This window comes from Clavibacter sp. A6099, assembly GCF_021919125.1.
GTDB lineage: Bacteria > Actinomycetota > Actinomycetes > Actinomycetales > Microbacteriaceae > Clavibacter > Clavibacter seminis.
In genome coordinates this window covers 239,875-256,155 of the sequence record NZ_CP083439.1, presented here as the reverse complement: position 1 = coordinate 256,155, position 16,281 = coordinate 239,875, and the positions used below count along the sequence as shown (strand labels likewise).

Sequence of the window (16,281 nt, the reverse complement as noted above, 5' to 3'; positions counted from 1 at the left end):
GCTGGGCGCATGGATCACCACGACGACTGGGACGCCCGGGTCGCCGCCTTCTGGGCGAGCGCCGACGACGAGCAGGCGGACGAGACCGTCGCCGGGATGCGCGCGCTGGTCGCCGAGCGCCCGGCCGACGATCCGCGGGCGCTCTACGAGCTGGCCAGCGCGCACGACTTCGTGGGCCGCGAGGCCGAGGCCGTGCCTCTGTACCGCGCCGCGCTCGACGGCGGGCTGGATCCGGAGCACCGGCCGCTCGCGGTGATCCAGCTCGCGAGCTCCCTGCGCAACGTGGGCGAGGCCGCCGAGGCCGTCGCTCTGCTCGAGGCGATGCCCGATGACGTCCACGGGCCCGGCCGCGACGCCTTCCTCGCGCTCGCGCTGCACGACGCCGGCCGTCCGACGGAGGCGCTGGCCGTGGCGCTGCGCCGGCTCGCGCCGACGCTGCCGGAGTACGGCCGGGCCGTCGCGGCGTACGCGGACGAGCTCACCGAGCGCGACGGGACGGATCCGGCGGCGGGCTAGGAGCCGGGCGTCACGCGCGCCGAGTCGACCGCTGTCGTGGCGGGTCCGTCGGCATCGGGATCCGCATCCCCCGCATCCGCCTCCGCCTTCTTCTCGCGGGCGATGCGGATCGCCGCACGCCCCGACGGCAGCGAGATGGCGACCGTGATCACCACGACCGTGATGATCCCCGCCGCGACCAGCAGCGTCTGGACGCTGAACACGTCGGCGAGCGGGCCGAACGCGACCGCGCCGATCGGGGTCGCGAGGGCCATCACGATGCCGACGTAGCTGAAGACGCGGCCGTGCATCTCGGGCGCGACGGTCTCCTGCACGAGCGTCATGAACGGCGCCGAGAACAGCGGCACGAACAGGCCGATCGCGAACATGAAGCCGTAGAAGACCCAGAGGTTGGGGCTGAGGCCGAGGCCCGCGGTGAAGATGGCGAAGCCGAAGCAGCTCACGAGGATCAGCGTCATGCGGTCGGACTTCGCGAACAGCGTCGACACGAGCGCGCCGCCGCCCAGCATGCCGACGCTGAAGGCGATCTCGAGCACCGTCACCATCCACACCTCGGTGCCGTAGGTGCGGGCCACGAGCAGCGGCGTGATGAACGACGGCGCGACCGTGAGCAGGAAGATGATCGCGAAGACCACGAGCAGCCAGCGCACTACCGGGTTGCCGCCGATGTAGCGGATCCCCTCGACGAGGTCCTCGCGGTACGTCGACGTCTTGTCGGCGATGGACGCGAGGGTCGGCACCGCGACCGAGAGCAGGAACGCGATGCCGATCGCGGCCGTGATCGCGTCGACGAAGAAGAGGGGCACGAGGCCGTAGGCGGCGAAGATCGCGCCCGCGGCGGCTGGCGCGAGCAGGGCCATCGCCGACTGGATGGTGCCGAAGATGCCGTTGATCCGGAGCAGCTGCTCGGGCGGCACGATCTGCGGGATCATCGCCTGCACCGCGGGCGTCTGGAACCCGGCGCCGACGGAGCGCACGGCCACCGCGAGCAGGATGATCCAGAGGTCGGTGACCCCGTTCATCATGAGCAGGGCGAGGGCGAGCGTGACGATCGCGATGGTGCTGTCGGACGCGATGACGAGCACGCGGCGGTTCATGCGGTCGGCGAGGGTGCCGCCGAAGATCGAGACGATGCCCTGCGGCAGGAACGCGCAGACCGCGTAGAGCGCGACCGCGAGGCCCGAGCGGGTCTCGAAGGTGACGTACCACATGACCGCGTACTGGACGAGCATCGAGCCGAAGAGCGAGACCGTCTGGCCGCTGAGGAAGAGGGTCGCGTTGCGCTTCCAGCGGGCGGCGACGACGGCCGCGTCGGCGTCGCTCATCGCGGGCACGTCGGGCGCGTCTGCCTGCGCTGCCGGGTCGCTCATCGGGTCCTCGCCGCTTGCTTTTCCTCAGGTGTGGGACGCCAGGTTACGGCGCGGCGCGGGCGGCGCGCCAGGGGTGCGACGGGGACTTCCCTCCGTCAGCCGATCATCGGCCGGGGCGGGGTCTCCGGGCGGTCCGGGAGCCCGACCTCGATGATCCTCGTGACGAGCCTCTCGGCCCGTGGAGAGAGGCCGTCTCCCGGGTAGTACGCCTCATGCACGTCCTCCAGTTCGGAGACCGACGACAGCCCGCAGATGACCATGAGACGGGCGATGTCCTGCCCGTCGCGTCCGGGGCGCCCGGCGCGAAGCTTCATCGCGAGCAGGGCTTCGGCCGACGCGATCTCGACCGCCAGGCCGTCCTCCTCGAAGATCGAGGTCCATTCCACATCGCGGCCATACGCCGGGAGGAAGAAGGCCCCGTCGTCGTTGACCCAGTCCGAGCCCCAGCCGTGCCTCTCCGCGATGAGGGTGACGGAGTCCCGCACGTCCGCATCGAATCGCAGCCTGGCGTCGATGTCGACCGTCGTCCCACGATCGAAGTGGCACAGCGTGAGTGCCGCGCCCCCGAATATCTGCATCCGTCCGGTGACACCACGGAGCCGCAGCTCGGCGATGAGCTCGGATAGCGCGGCCATCAGTGCGCTCCGGTCGAGTGCGTGCATCAGACGCTCGCGAGCGTGGCGGGGTCCAGGAGCACGCCATGACGGCGGAAGGCAGGGACCGCGCGGTCGGGTTCCACCGGCAGGTCGTAGACGCCGTCTCCGAAGATCCAGCTCCTCCGCAGCCGGCGATCATCGGAGCCGACCCACGACGGGAGGGGGAAGCCCTCCTCCTCGAGCCGGTGCTCGACGAGACCGGCGATGGCCGCATCCCAACGCTTCTCCCCGGTCCGAGGCGGCTCCGCGATCGTCAGCGCGAACCGGACCTCGTCGTGGACCGCGGCCAGGTCGTCCGCGAGCTGGATGAAGTGACGGACGGCGCGCTCGCGGTCCCCTTCGGCCAGTCGCGAGGCGATCTCGGCCGTCGCGCTGGCCGCCGTGTGCCGTCGGGTCGGGATCGAGATGAGCTGATGACCGGTCGCGAGCAGGAGCCGATCGACGGTCTCGGCGCTGGGACTCCGCTTCCCGGACTCGAGGTCCGACAGCGTCGACTGCGCGACGCCGGAACGTCCGCTCAGCTGGCGCTGCGTGTATCCGCGGCTCCGCCGTGCGGCATGAACCAGTTCACTGATGGACATGATGCACCCCCCTCTGACATGGCGGATGCTATCAGGATGAGCACTAGAGGTCCCTGCTCGCCAGCACCACGTCGGAGTCGGAGGGCGTGATCTGCACCGTGCGGATCCGATCCATCGGGAGGCTCGAGGTGGCGGCGAGCAGCCGCGACTCCGCCTGTCCAGCGCCCCAGGTGGCGACGACCGTGCGCGTGCCGTCGTCCTCGATCGCGACCAGGTCGTAGGCGCCCTGGCCGACGCCGCCGCCCGCGTACTCGCAGCTCCAGTCGAAGCGCGTGCCCCACGGCTGCGAGGTGAGGGCGAGCTTCGCGGTGACGCCCTCGTCGAGATCGGAGCGCATGCTCACGGCGTCGGCGGGCAGGCCCTCGGACAGATCCCCGGACGTGTCCCCGGCGGGCGAGGAGGAGGCCGGGGACGGATCCGCGACGGGCGCGCTCACGCCGGCGCGGAGCGCGGAGCCGAGGCCCGCGCCGCCGACGAGGAGCACGACGGCGGCGGCCGCGAGCAGCCACCCGCCGGTGCGACGGGACAGCGGTGCGCGCGCGGCACCCGAGAGGGGGCGACGGCCCCGGCGCGGCACCCGGTGGCCGGGCGCGTCCTGCGCCGGCGCGACCGGCTGCGGCACGGCGGGGGCCTCGGGCTCGTCCATGAGCGCGATCGCCTCCTCGACGGGCAGCATCCGCAGCACGCCGGGCAGGCCGGAGAGCTCGGCGAGGGAGCGCATGCACGCGTCGCAGCCCTCGAGGTGGGCCTCGAAGAGCGCGCGGTCGGTGGCGCTCAGGCTGCCGAGCACGTACGCGGCATCCCACTCGTGGATGTCGTCGGCGCGGTCGTTCATCGGGTGACTCCTCGTTCCTGCAGGGCGAGCCGGAGCGCCTTGAGCGCGTAGTGGAGGCGGGACTTGATGGTGCCGGGCGGGACGCCCTCGCGTTCCGCGGTCTCCACGACGGTGCGGCCCAGGTGGTAGCAGCTGACGACCGCACGGCGGTGCTCGGCGGAGAGCGAGGCGAGCGCCTCGGCCACGAGCAGGCGGTCGATGATGGCGTCGGACGCATCCGCGACGGGATCCTCCGGCAGCACGTCGGTCGGCGTCTCGCGGCCGCGCCAGGCGCTGCGCCTGTCATCGATCACGAGGTTCCGCACGACGGTGAAGAGCCAGCGGCGGGCGGACTCGTCGTCCTCCGCCAGGATCGCGGGCGAGCGCCAGGCCCGCAGCAGCGCCTCCTGCACGACGTCCTCGGCGAGCGCCGGATCCCCCGTGAGCCGCAGCGCGTACCGCTGCAACGCGGGTGCGTGCGCATCGTGCAGCGCCCGCATGCGGGCCGTGCTCTCCGTGGTCATCCGTGCCTCCTCCCTCCACGACGAGATGGACGGCCGGATGGTTCATCGCGATGGGGAGATCATCTCAGGAGACGCCGCGCACCCCCCGTTCGGGTCGACCGTTCCGAGAACGCCTCCGGGACTATGCGCGATGCACATGCGTGTGCATGATTGTCCTTGGCCGGCTCTTACCCGATTGTCGGCCCTCCCCCGCGCTCTCCCGATCCGAGCCGCTCTCCCACGTTCCCGCGTGGCGGCCACCGGCGTGAGGTCGCGCCTCACCCGAAGGCACCGCACCCGCATGTCGCGCTCCTCCAACGAGCCTCCGCTCGCCGTCACCCGTCCGAACCCGAAGCACCGCGCGGCCGCATCCGGCCCGCTCACGTCGACCCGCTCGCGCCTGCGCGCCGCGGCCGTCGTCGTCGCCGGAGCCGTCATCGCCGGCACCGTCATCCCCGCCTCGTCGGCCTTCGCGGCCGACACCAGCGCACCCTCCACGCCGGGCAGCGTCTCGGCCGAGTACTCGGGCGGCGTCGGCACGGTCATGAAGTGGGGCAAGGTCTCCGCATCCGACCTCGCCGGCTACCGCGTGTACCGGAGCGCGACCAAGACCGTGACGGCGTCCGCCGCGTCGCGCGTCGCCACCACGACCTCGCTCACGGCGACGGACGCGGCCATCGCGGGCGGATCCACCGGCTACTACGCCGTCACCGCCTACGACACGACCGGCAACGAGTCGAAGCCGTCGAGCGTGAAGCAGGTCACCGCGAAGGACCAGGACGCCCCCGACTCGCCGTCGAGCGTGAAGGCCACCGCCTCCGCCTCGGGCGTCGCGCTCGACTGGGCCGACTCCGACGAGATCGACCTGAAGGGCTACGTCGTCGCGCGGTCCACGTCATCGAGCGGGACCTACACGACGCTCACGGCCTCGCCGATCGCGGCCTCCGCGTTCACCGACGCGCAGGCGCCGGGCGGCGTCACCTCCTACTACCGGATCACCGCGGTCGACCTCACGGGCAACGCCTCGTCGGCGTCCACCGCATCCGCGAAGCGGCCCGCGGGCGCGCCGACCGCCCCCGCGGCGCCCGGCTCGCTCACGGCCAAGGCCTCCTCCTCCACGGGCGCCGTCACGCTGACCTGGAGCGCCGCGACCGGCGCGACGGGCTATGTCGTCGCGCGCGGCACGAGCGCGGCCGGTCCCTTCACGCGCGTCAGCGGATCCGCCCTCACCGCCACCACGTACACGGATCTGCCGCCCGCCGGCGCGACCGCGTACTACCAGGTGACCGCGGTCAACGCCGTCGGATCCTCGGCCGCCGCCACCGCGTCCGTCGCGATCCCCGTCGACAAGACCGCGCCCAAGACCCCGTCGAGCCCCAAGGCCGTCGTGGTCGCGAACGGCGGCGGCATGACGATCTCGTGGAAGGCGAACGCCGAGGCCGACCTCGCCGGCTACATCGTGTCCAAGCGCGGATCCGACGACGTCTACCGCCAGCTCCTCCCCGCCGCCGGCACCCCCGCGTACGCGACGACGACCTTCACGGACCCCTCCGCGACCGAGGGCACCACGACCTACTACCGGATCCGCGCGGTCGACCACGCAGGCAACACGTCCGCGTACGTCGCCGTCACGGGGAACAACCCGAACGTCGCGCCCGCCGCGCCGTCGAGCCTCGCCGTGAAGGCGAGCCCCGCCGCCGGCCTCGACCTCACGTGGACCGCGCCGAAGGACACCGACGTCGCGGGCTACAGCGTCTCGCGCAGCACCACGAGCAACGGCACCTTCGTGCTGCTCTCCACCATCACGACCGCGGCCGCCGGATCCCCGCCCCGCTTCACCGACACGAGCGCGCCCCAGGGCGTCCCCGTCTTCTACCGCGTGACCGCGCGCGACCTCGTGGGCAACGTCTCCAAGGTCTCCAGCACCGTCTCCGGGACCTCCACCACCGCGCCCGTCGCGATCCCCGTCGAGTACACGGTCCTCACGGTCGGCGCGGGCAAGCAGTTCCCGACCATCGCCGCGGCCGTCGCGTCGATCCCGAAGACCGCGCTCGCGAACCACCGCATCGACATCGACCCGGGCACGTACCGCGAGTCGTTCTCCCTCGACCGGTCGAACGTGATGCTGCACGGACTCGGCACCGACCCGTCGCAGGTCGTGATCTCCGCGGCGCAGGCCAGCGGATCCACCGACCCCGACGAGCCCGAGGAGACCCTCGGCACGGCCGGCAGCGCGGTGATCCGGGTGACCGGCACCGACGTGACCCTCGACAACCTGACCGTCGAGAACGCGTTCGACGAGAAGGCGCACCCCGAGATCACGAGCGCGCAGGCCGTGGCGCTCCGCGTCGAGGGCGACCGCTTCATCGCCCGCGGCGTGCGCCTCCTCGGCAACCAGGACACCCTGCTCGCCGACACCCCGAAGCCCACGACGCGCATCCGCCAGTACTACGTGGACAGCTACATCGAGGGCGACGTGGACTACCTGTTCGGCGCCGCCACCGCGGTGTTCGACCGCGTGACCTTCCGCTCGCTCGACCGCGGCAAGGCGAACAACGGCTACCTCACCGCGGCCAGCACCGACGAGGGCAGCAAGTACGGCTTCCTCATCACGGGCAGCAAGATCGTGAGCGACGCGGCCGACGGCACCGTCAACCTCGGTCGTCCGTGGCACCCGAGCGCGGATCCGAAGGCGCTCGGCTCGGTCGTGATCAAGGACACCTGGCTCCCCTCCGCCATCGACACCGCGGCGCCGTGGGACGACATGTCCTCCACGAACTCCTCCGGCGTGAAGGTCCCCTTCGCCTGGCAGGACGCGCGCTTCGCCGAGTCGCAGAACATCGGCCCGGGCGCGACCGTGAACGCGAACCGCCCGCAGATGACCGCGAAGGACGCCGCCAACGCGACGCCGGAGAAGTACCTCGCGGGCAAGGACGGCTGGAACCCGGTCGTCGCCGCCTCCGCCGCCGTGCCCGCCGTGCCCGCGAACGTGGTCGCGGCTGCCGACTCGAGCGTCGTCCACCTCACCTGGGGCGACGACACGTCGGCGAGCGTGACCGGCTGGACCGTCTACCGCGCCGACGCCACGGGCGCGTTCGCGAGGATCGCCTCGACCGACTCGCCCTCGTACAGCGACACGACCGTCGTGAACGGCGCGCGGTACCGCTACGCGATCACGGCCGACTCCCGCACGGGCGTCTCCTCCGCGCCGAGCGACGCCGTCGAGGTGACCGTGCAGGCCGCGGCCATCGTCGTCGACATCACGGTGGATCCGCGGGCCGAGGCGAACGGCGCGACCGTCTTCCCGACGCTGACCGCCGCCCTCGCCGCAGCTCCCGCCGGCACCGCGACCGACCCCACGGTCATCTCCCTCGTCGCCGGCCGCTACGCCGAGTACGCCACCATCGCGAAGCAGCACACGATCCTCGTGGGCGCCACCGGCACCGCGCAGGACGTCGTTATCACGGGCGACCGCGCCGCGGGCACGCCCACCGGCACGACCACCGACGGGGTCGCAGACACGTACGGCACCTCGGGCAGCGCGACCCTCGTGATCACGGGGAACGACGTCTCGCTCCGCGACCTCACGGTCGAGAACGCCTACGTCGAGGGCACCTACGCCAACGGCCAGGCCGTCGCGCTCCGCACCACGGGCGACCGGCTCGTCTACGACGGCGTGCGCCTCCTCGGCAACCAGGACACGCTCTACGCCAACAGCCCGAGCGCCGCCGTCCCGGCCCGCTCGTACTTCCACGACAGCTGGATCGAGGGCGACGTCGACTTCGTCTTCGGCCGCGGCACCGTGGTCATCGACCGCAGCACGCTCAACGCGCTCGACCACGGCACCACCCCGAACGGCGCGGTCACCGCGGCGAGCACCGACCGGAGCAACGCGCACGGCTTCCTCATCACGGGCAGCCGGATCATCGGCACCGCGCCCGACGGCTCGCAGAACCTCGGCCGCCCCTGGCAGCCGGGCAAGAAGCAGGCCGACGGCACATCCATCGCGGACCCGGACGCGAACGCTCAGGTCGTCGTGCGCGACACCTGGCTCGGCCCGGTCGTGAGCAAGACCGCGTGGACCGACATGGTCAACAGCGGAGTGACGACGAAGTGGCAGTCCGCGCGCTTCGCCGAGTACGCGAACACCGGCCCGGGCGCGAGCACGGGCGCGGACCGCGCCCAGCTGACGGACGCGCAGGCGGCCGAGAGCACGTCGGCGGCCTACCTCGCGGGATCCGACGGCTGGAACCCCGTCGCCCCGCTCGACGCCGACGCGGCCCCCGCCGCCGTGACCGGCCTCGTCGCCACGGGCGCCGAGAAGCAGGTCGGCCTCTCCTGGTCGACCGGCGCGGAGAGCGACGTCGTGGGGTACCGCGTCCACCGGGCGACCGGATCCGACGCGCTCGTCGCCGACGCCGCGCACCTCGTGGCCGAGGTCCAGAAGCCCGTCTTCCTCGACCGCGGCCTCGTCGACGGCACCGCCTACCGCTACCTCGTCGTCGCGGTCGACCGGGCCGGGAACGCGTCCGCCCCGTCCGCCGTCGTGACCGGCACGCCCGCGGTGAAGCCGCTCGTCGCCGACATCACGGTGGCGGCAGACGGATCCGGTGACGTGACGACCCTGCAGGCGGCCCTCGCGGCCATCCCGGCCGGCACCGCCGCGGCGCCGAAGGTGATCCTCGTGAAGCCCGGCACGTACCGCGAGGCGGTGTCGTCGGCCAAGGCGAACATCGTCATCGCGGGCACCACCGGCGAGCCGCGCGACGTCGTCATCACGTACGACAACGCGAACGGCACCGCCAAGGGCGCGACCACGTGCCCGGCCGTCGTCGCCGCCACGTGCGGCACCGCCGGCAGCGCGACCGCGACCCTTTCGGGATCCGGCGTCCAGGTGCGCGACCTCACCATCGAGAACTCGTTCTCGAGCGCCGCGCACCCGGAGATCGGCCCGAACAACACGCAGGCCGTCGCGCTCCGCGCGCTCGGCGACCGCCAGACGTACCGCCACGTGCGCCTCCTCGGCACGCAGGACACGCTCAACGCGGACGCCTCGGGCAACATCACCGCCGACGGCGCGGGCTACCCGCGCCAGTACTACGTGGACAGCTACATCGCGGGCAACGTCGACTTCGTCTTCGGGCGGGCCGCCGCGGTCTTCGACCGGGTCACGATCCACGCCACCACCCGCAACGGCGGCACCGTATTCGCCCCGAGCACCGCGTCGAAGAGCCGCGGCTACCTCGTGGTCGACAGCCGCATCACCGCGGACAACGACGCGCCCACCATGGCGCTCGGGCGCCCGTGGCGCGGCTGGGGCGACGGCACGCAGGCCGACACCTCGCGCGGCCAGACGGTGATCCGGGACAGCTGGCTCGACGGCGGCATCGCCGTCGCGCAGCCGTGGACCGACTTCGCGCCCAACGTGTGGACCGACGGCCGCCTCGCCGAGTTCCGCAACACCGGACCCGCGGCGACGGTCAACGACAAGCGCCCGCAGCTGAGCGCCTCCGACGCCCTCGCCCAGACGCCCGCCGCCTACCTCGGCGGCACGGACGGCTGGGACCCGACCGGCGCCCCGGCCATGGATGCGGCCCCCGTCGCGCCCGCCGGCCTCGTCGCCGCGCCGGGTGCCGCGCAGGTGTCGCTCGACTGGGCGGAGAGCACCGAGTCCGACGTGCGCGCCTACCGCGTCTATCGGGACGGGCAGCTCGTCGCCACGACGGCCACCTCCTCCGCGACCATCACGGGCCTCGTGAACGGCACCGCCTACGCCTTCACGGTGCGCGCGGTGGACGCGGCCGGCCAGGAGTCGCCCGCCTCCGCGAGCGCCTCCGCGACGCCGGCCCTCAAGGTCGACGCCACCGTGCACGCCGACGGCAGCGGCGACTACCCGACGCTGCAGAAGGCCGTGGACGCCGCTCCCGGGAACGGCGAGTGGGTCGTGAGCGTGGATCCCGGTTCCTACGCCGGCACCACGACGGTCGCGAAGTCGAACGTCACGATCGTCGGATCCGGCGCGACCGCAGCCGACACCGTGCTGACGAACGCCACGGCGACCGCGACGCTGGGCATCACCGGCTCGAGCGTCACCGTTCGGAACCTCTCGATCGCGAACACGACGGCCACCGGCAACGCCCCCGCGGTGTCGATGACCGGCGACAAGGTGCTCCTCGCGGGCACCGCGATCTCGAGCTCCGCTGGCCGAACGGTCTTCGCCGACACGTCGACCTACACCGTCGCCGCACGGCAGATGATCACCGGCTCCACCATCGCCGGCGGCAACGACGTGATCCTCGGCCGCGGATCCCTCGTGGTCCACGACACGACGATCTCCGTCCGCACAAATGGCACGGTCCTCACCCCGAGCACGGCCGAGAACGCGAAGGGCTTCCTGCTCATCGGCAGCCGGGTCGACACGACCGGCGCGACCAACGTGCAGCTGGGACGTCCGTACCGCGCGTGGGCCGACACGTTCACGCCGCGCTCGATCGGCCAGGCCGTCGTGCGCGACACGGTGCTCGGATCCGGCGTCAAGACGAGCCAGCCCTGGGGCACCGGCCCGTCCGGCGAGCCGTGGACCCTCGGCCGCTTCGCTGAATACGCGAACACGGGCGAGGGCGCGGCGCAGGACGCCACCCGCCCGCAGCTCTCCCCCGCGGAGTCGCTCGGTGCGACCGTGGCGCAGTGGCTCGGGGCGCCCACGTGGTACCCGGCGGTCGCGGATCCCGCGGCCCCGGCGGACGTGACCGCCCCCGGCGTGCCCGCCGACCTGGTCGCCACGGCAGGGGACGCCTCGGCGTCGCTCGCCTGGACCGCGTCGACGGCCGCCGACATCGCCGGCTACCGCGTGTACCGCTCCACATCGGCCACGGTCTCGATCGCAGCGGCGAACCTCGTCGGCACGGTCGGCACCACGCCGGCCTTCGCCGACCGGGACCTCGCGAACCGGACGACGTACCGGTACGCGGTCGTCGCGGTGGATGCGGCGGGCAACGCCTCCGCACCCGCCACCGCCGAGGTGCGCCCCGTCGACACGGCGCCGCCCGCGGCACCCGTCGGCGTCTTAGCGACCGGCGCCGACGGCAAGGTCCTCCTCTCCTGGACCCCGAACGCCGACGCCGACATCGCCGGATACGACGTCTACCGCGACGGCGAGAAGCTCACGAGCACCCCGCTCACGGCTCCCGCCTTCACGGACACGGGCCTCGTCAACGACACCGCGTACGCGTACACGGTGACCGCGATCGACGACACCGGCCTCGTCTCGGCGGCCTCCGCGGTCGCCACCGGCACCCCGCGCGCCGGCGACGCCGTGGCCCCGGCCGTGCCCGCGAAGGTCCAGACCGAGCTCGGCCGCGGATCCGTGACCGTGCGCTGGACCGCGTCGCCCGACGACGACGTGACCCGCTACGACGTGCTCCGCTCGACGGGCGACGGCGCCCCCGGTGTCGTCGGCACCGTCGGCCCGGGCACCACGAGCTGGACCGACTCGGCGGTCACGATCGGCACCGCGTACGCGTACACGGTCGTCGCGACCGACGGCTCCGCCAACTCCTCCGCGGCCTCCGCGGTCGCGAGGGCGACGCCGATCAAGGTCGACATCGTGGTGGCGGCCGACGGCTCGGGCGACGCCACGAGCCTCGCGCAGGTGCTCGGATCCACGGATCCCGCCACCGGCACGCTGCCGAACAATGCCGACTACTCGGTGCAGGGCTTCCGCACGATCCTCGTGAAGCCCGGCACCTACGCAGGCGCCGTCGTGTCCGGCAACCGCTACGGCGTCAACGTCGTCGGCGCGACGGGCGACCCGGCCGACGTCGTCCTCACCGCTCCCGGCGGCGCGGTCGCGACGCTGACCATCTCGGCCCCGCTGTGGACCCTCCGCGACGTGACGCTCCAGAGCGTCGCGACGGCGGCGGGCGCGCAGGCGACCGCGGTGCAGGTGAAGTCGGGCGACAAGCAGGTGCTCGACCACGTGCGCCTGCTCGGCGACAAGCAGACCCTGCTCGTCTCCACCGCCAACGTCACCACCTACAGCCGGGTGTACGTGAAGGACTCGTACCTCGAGGGCGGGGCCGACCTGATCCTCGGCCGCGCCGTCACCGTGGTGGAGCGCAGCACGATCCACGTGCTCGACCGCCCGGGCGCATCGCTGACGGACTCGTCCATCGCGGCGGGCTCGACGTACGGGTTCCTCATCGCGGACAGCGAGATCGTGACGGACGGCGCCGCCGGATCCATCGCCCTCGGTCGCCCGTACTCCACGACCGGCAAGGCGCAGGTCGTGGTGCGGGACACCGTCCTCGGCGCCGGGATCAACACGGCCCGGCCCTGGAAGGACTGGGACGCCGTGACGCTCTGGACCGCCGGCCGCTTCTCCGAGCACCGCAACACGGGCGCGGGAGCCGCGATCGTGGATCCCGCCACGCGCCCGCAGCTGTCGGACGCGGACGCGGCGGCATTCACGACGCAGCGCTACCTCGCGGGCACGGACGGCTGGAATCCCACCGGCCGCTGATCCGCGGAGCCTCGCGAGCACGACCGGGACCGCCCGCCGACGCACGTCGGCGGGCGGTCCCGTGCGTGGGGAGCGCACCCGCTGACGCGCCCGCCGAGGCCGCGAACCTGGCAGGACGCTGAGCCCGTGAACGATCCTCCTCGCTGGTCCGTCGTCCCTGATGTCGGCGCAGCCTCTCGCGGCGATCAGATGAGCACCATCCGGATCAGGAGACCCCCATGCAGAAGAAGACCAAGATCATCCTCGGCACGAGCGCGGCCGTGGTGGTCGTGCTCGGTGTCAGCGCCGCCGCGTTCGGCCCCGCCTTCTACCGCGACGTGATCGTCGGCGCCCCCGCGGCTGCCCCGTCCGTCTCGGCCGCCCCCGCCGACTCCACGCTCGACACGAGCGACCTGTCCGGCGAGTGGCAGATCGGCACCGGCAGCACCGCCGGCTACCGCGTCGCCGAGGTGCTCAACGGCACCGACGTGACCGTCGTCGGCAAGACCGAGGACGTGACCGGATCCATCACGGTCGACGGATCCACCCTCTCGGCCGCGACCGTGAAGGTCGACGTCGCGAGCATCGCCACCGACGCGGCACCGCGCGACGAGTACTTCCGCGGCACCGCGATGGAGGTCTCCAAGTACCCCGACGCGACCTTCACGCTGACCCAGCCGGTCGACGCGGCCGTGCCCGCCGACGGCCAGGTCGCGACGGTCCAGGCGACCGGCGAGCTGACCATGCACGGCGTCACGCAGACGGTCACCGTGCCGCTGCAGGCCGCGCTCTCGGGCGACGGCGTGCAGGTGAGCGGATCCATCCCCGTCACCTTCTCGGACTACGGCGTCCAGGCCCCGAGCCTCGGCTTCGTGAGCGTCGAGGACCAGGGCACGGTCGAGTTCCTGGTGAAGGCCACGCCGACCAAGTAGGCGTCGTCGCGGCCCTCGGGGCCGCACGGCCGAGGGGAGGGGGAGCGCATCCGGGTCGCTCCCCCTCCCCTTCGTCGTGCCCGGGTCAGTGCGCGTGCAGTACGGCCCAGGCGATGAGGCCGTCAATGCGCCGGATGTCGGCGCCCTTGCCGAGCTTCACCTTGATGTGACCGGCGCGGGTCCAGAGCTCGAGTTCCGCGTTGAGGTCGAAGGTGCCCGCGTTCTCGGTCGACCACATGTTGATGGCGCTGTACGGCAGCGAGTACAGCTCCACCTTCTTGCCCGTGATCCCCTGGGCGTCGCGCACGATGAGGCGCTTCGTCGTGAAGGTGGCCGAGTCGCGGAAGGTGCGGAACGAGGCAACCGCCTGCTCTCCTTCCACGAGCAGCTCGTGCACGTCGGCGGGGACGGGGATCTCGGCGGCCAGGGTCCAGGTCAGCAGGGGTGCGGTGGCGTCCATGCTCCGAGCATCCCAGCCGGGCGTCGATCGCGCAGGCCCCCGTCAGGGCGACTCACGCGACCGGTCGCTGCCTACTCGTCGTCCATGTCGGCGGCGAAGCGGCGGAAGTCGCCGCGCTCCTCGTGCATGGACCAGAGCGTGTCCGCGAGGACCCGGGGGTCCTTCTTCTCGTGGCCCGGGATGATCGCGCCCGGGATGATCAGCTGGCCCACGTGGATCCCGTCGCCGGCGAGCGCCTCGTGGATCATCTGCCCGTAGGCGCTCTCGCCCGCGAAGGCGATGGACGTGCCGGCGTACTTCGGCAGCGGCTGCACGGCGGTGCCGCCGTTGATGAAGAGGACGGTCCCGCGGCCGAGCACGCGCATGCCCTGCAGCACCTGGTGCACCGCGGCGACGGGCGCCTGGATGGAGAACTCGAACGCGCCGACGAGGTCGCCGGGGGTGGTCTCGAGCACCGGCCGCAGGAACTCCTTCTGCGGCAGCGGGCTGTACTGGAGCACCTCGACAGGGCCGAGCTCCTGCGCCGCCCGGTCGAGCGCGGCGGCGAGCGCCGCGTGGTCGCGGACGTTCGCGACGTACCCGCGGGCGGTGATCCCCTCGTCGGCGAGGGTGCGCGCGAGCTCGTCGACGCGCTCCTGGCTGCGGGAGATGAGCGCGACGGCGAAGCCCTCGGCTCCGAAGCGGCGGGCGACGGCGGCGCCGAGGCCGGCACCGGCCCCCACGATGGCGATGGTGGTCATGGTTCTCCTCCTGCGGATCGGACGGATGGGCGGCCGGGCGTCGGGTGCGCGCTCGGCTCGTGCCTCCGACGCTAGGCCGGGTCGGGCTGCGGCGTCCGGGTCTCAGGATCTCCCCGCCGACGAGCGGACAGCTCCTCGCGCAGCAGGCGCGCGAACGGCAGGCGCTCCTCGGGCGACGCGAAGCCGGGCAGCGGCGCGGATCCGTACAGGTCGTCGCCCTCCGCGCGCGGGAAGACGTGGACGTGGAGGTGCCACACGTCCTGTCCGCCCGCCGACTCGTTGTGCTGCCGGATCGAGATGCCCGCGCAGCCGTACGCCGCGCGCATCGCCACGGCCACCTCCTGCACGAGGTCCATCACGGCGTGGAGGTCGTCGGGCGTCACGGAGTAGAGGTCGCGGACGTGGGCCCGCGGGATCACCAGGGCATGCCCGCGATTGCGCGGCCACCAGCGCGGCGCGATGACGGCGACCGCGCGATCGCGCTCGGCGACGACGTCCTGCGGCAGCGGCGCGACCAGCGGCTCGTCGCGGAGCAGCGCGCAGAAGGGGCAGGGCGCCTCCTCGCTCACCGTCCCGCTCCCATCGACGACGACGCCTCGAGCAGCGCGCGCGCCGCATCGCGCGCGACCGCCATCGGGTGCGCGAAGGTGCCCATGCCGAGCGTCACCAGGCCGCCCTCGTAGACGAGCATCAGCGTTCGGGCGGTGGACGCCGCATCCGGGATCCCGGCCTCGCGGCACAGGTCGCGCAGCAGCTCGTGCAGCCACGCCTTCTGCCGCATCACCTCGGGGAGCACGTCATGGCCGTCCTCCTCGTCGCCCAGGTGGCCCGCGCCCAGCTCCGCGCGCGCGTTGATCGCGCTGCAGCCCTTGGGCGTGTTCGCGACGGCCCACGTGATCGCCGCGTCGAACACCGCGAGCACCCGGTCGATCCCGGGCTCCGGCGTGCCCGCGAGCCGCGCCGCGAGGTGCTCGCGCCAGCGCGCGTCGCGGTGCTGCAGGTACGCGACCACCAGCTGCTCCTTGGAGCCGAAGCGGTCGTAGATCGTCTTCTTGGTGACGCCCGCGGCCGCGGCGATCGCGTCGACGCCGACCACGTGGATCCCCCGCGCGTAGAAGAGCTCGGACGCCGCGTCGAGCACGCGACGGGCGCCGGGGGTGAGCGCGGCGAGGTCGGGGACGGGGGTCTTCACACGCCGACTATACCGTT

Annotated in this window: 12 protein-coding genes; 3 read left to right on the top strand and 9 right to left on the bottom strand. The window is 72.9% G+C overall.

Features of this window, described 5'->3' with window-relative positions; all coding sequences use genetic code 11:
• Positions 1 to 9 precede the first annotated feature (9 nt).
• A complete protein-coding gene (locus KYT88_RS01235; RefSeq protein WP_043583115.1) occupies positions 10 to 516 on the top strand; it encodes a tetratricopeptide repeat protein in 507 nt (168 codons plus the stop codon).
• Here the strand turns inward: KYT88_RS01235 and KYT88_RS01230 are convergent.
• The 5 genes from KYT88_RS01230 to KYT88_RS01210 all read right to left on the bottom strand — a co-directional run bounded on the left by KYT88_RS01230 (position 513) and on the right by KYT88_RS01210 (position 4,461).
• Entirely contained in the window at positions 513 to 1,886 is a 1,374-nt protein-coding gene (locus KYT88_RS01230; protein WP_043583113.1) for an MFS transporter, read from the bottom strand. The two genes, KYT88_RS01235 and KYT88_RS01230, sit on opposite strands and share 4 nt — an antisense overlap.
• 95 nt (positions 1,887 to 1,981) lie before the next feature.
• The gene (locus KYT88_RS01225; protein WP_043583111.1) at positions 1,982 to 2,548 is read right to left on the bottom strand and encodes a DUF6036 family nucleotidyltransferase; all 567 of its coding nucleotides are present in this window, start codon (positions 2,546 to 2,548) and stop codon (positions 1,982 to 1,984) included.
• Complete coding sequence (locus KYT88_RS01220) at positions 2,548 to 3,123, bottom strand: helix-turn-helix domain-containing protein (RefSeq protein WP_043583109.1); 576 nt, start codon at positions 3,121 to 3,123, stop codon at positions 2,548 to 2,550. Before KYT88_RS01220 ends, KYT88_RS01225 begins: the two co-directional genes overlap by 1 nt.
• A gap of 43 nt (positions 3,124 to 3,166) precedes the next feature.
• Complete coding sequence (locus KYT88_RS01215) at positions 3,167 to 3,958, bottom strand: anti-sigma factor family protein (protein WP_043583107.1); 792 nt, start codon at positions 3,956 to 3,958, stop codon at positions 3,167 to 3,169.
• Positions 3,955 to 4,461, bottom strand: a complete 507-nt coding sequence (locus tag KYT88_RS01210; protein WP_011931510.1) for a sigma-70 family RNA polymerase sigma factor — start codon at positions 4,459 to 4,461, stop codon at positions 3,955 to 3,957. Before KYT88_RS01210 ends, KYT88_RS01215 begins: the two co-directional genes overlap by 4 nt.
• A 280-nt stretch (positions 4,462 to 4,741) precedes the next feature.
• Here KYT88_RS01210 and KYT88_RS01205 point away from each other — a divergent pair, with 280 nt between their 5' ends.
• The gene (locus tag KYT88_RS01205) at positions 4,742 to 12,961 is read left to right on the top strand and encodes a pectinesterase family protein (protein ID WP_051629167.1); all 8,220 of its coding nucleotides are present in this window, start codon (positions 4,742 to 4,744) and stop codon (positions 12,959 to 12,961) included.
• Between the two features lie 218 nt (positions 12,962 to 13,179).
• Positions 13,180 to 13,872 carry a YceI family protein gene (locus tag KYT88_RS01200; RefSeq protein WP_043583105.1) on the top strand — a complete coding sequence of 231 codons (693 nt, stop codon included), beginning with the start codon at positions 13,180 to 13,182 and terminating at the stop codon, positions 13,870 to 13,872.
• Positions 13,873 to 13,957: 85 nt separating this feature from the next.
• Here the strand turns inward: KYT88_RS01200 and KYT88_RS01195 are convergent, their stop codons facing one another.
• The 4 genes from KYT88_RS01195 to KYT88_RS01180 form a co-directional block, all read right to left on the bottom strand.
• Positions 13,958 to 14,332, bottom strand: a complete 375-nt coding sequence (locus tag KYT88_RS01195) for a PH domain-containing protein (protein ID WP_043583103.1) — start codon at positions 14,330 to 14,332, stop codon at positions 13,958 to 13,960.
• 71 nt (positions 14,333 to 14,403) lie between these two features.
• Complete coding sequence (locus KYT88_RS01190; protein ID WP_043583101.1) at positions 14,404 to 15,072, bottom strand: SDR family NAD(P)-dependent oxidoreductase; 669 nt, start codon at positions 15,070 to 15,072, stop codon at positions 14,404 to 14,406.
• A 71-nt stretch (positions 15,073 to 15,143) separates the two neighbouring features.
• A complete protein-coding gene (locus tag KYT88_RS01185) occupies positions 15,144 to 15,641 on the bottom strand; it encodes an HIT family protein (protein WP_043583099.1) in 498 nt (165 codons plus the stop codon).
• On the bottom strand, positions 15,638 to 16,264 hold the full coding sequence (locus KYT88_RS01180) for a TetR/AcrR family transcriptional regulator (protein ID WP_043583098.1): 627 nt from the start codon (positions 16,262 to 16,264) through the stop codon (positions 15,638 to 15,640). Before KYT88_RS01180 ends, KYT88_RS01185 begins: the two co-directional genes overlap by 4 nt.
• Positions 16,265 to 16,281 lie beyond the last annotated feature (17 nt).

Excerpts from the sequence above, each read along its gene's own strand:
- KYT88_RS01235 (WP_043583115.1), top strand. The coding sequence starts at position 10 with ATGGATCACCACGACGACTGGGACGCCCGGGTCGCCGCCTTCTGGGCG.
- KYT88_RS01230 (WP_043583113.1), bottom strand. The coding sequence starts at position 1,886 with ATGAGCGACCCGGCAGCGCAGGCAGACGCGCCCGACGTGCCCGCGATG.
- KYT88_RS01225 (WP_043583111.1), bottom strand. The coding sequence starts at position 2,548 with ATGCACGCACTCGACCGGAGCGCACTGATGGCCGCGCTATCCGAGCTC.
- KYT88_RS01220 (WP_043583109.1), bottom strand. The coding sequence starts at position 3,123 with ATGTCCATCAGTGAACTGGTTCATGCCGCACGGCGGAGCCGCGGATAC.
- KYT88_RS01215 (WP_043583107.1), bottom strand. The coding sequence starts at position 3,958 with ATGAACGACCGCGCCGACGACATCCACGAGTGGGATGCCGCGTACGTG.
- KYT88_RS01210 (WP_011931510.1), bottom strand. The coding sequence starts at position 4,461 with ATGACCACGGAGAGCACGGCCCGCATGCGGGCGCTGCACGATGCGCAC.
- KYT88_RS01205 (WP_051629167.1), top strand. The coding sequence starts at position 4,742 with ATGTCGCGCTCCTCCAACGAGCCTCCGCTCGCCGTCACCCGTCCGAAC.
- KYT88_RS01200 (WP_043583105.1), top strand. The coding sequence starts at position 13,180 with ATGCAGAAGAAGACCAAGATCATCCTCGGCACGAGCGCGGCCGTGGTG.
- KYT88_RS01195 (WP_043583103.1), bottom strand. The coding sequence starts at position 14,332 with ATGGACGCCACCGCACCCCTGCTGACCTGGACCCTGGCCGCCGAGATC.
- KYT88_RS01190 (WP_043583101.1), bottom strand. The coding sequence starts at position 15,072 with ATGACCACCATCGCCATCGTGGGGGCCGGTGCCGGCCTCGGCGCCGCC.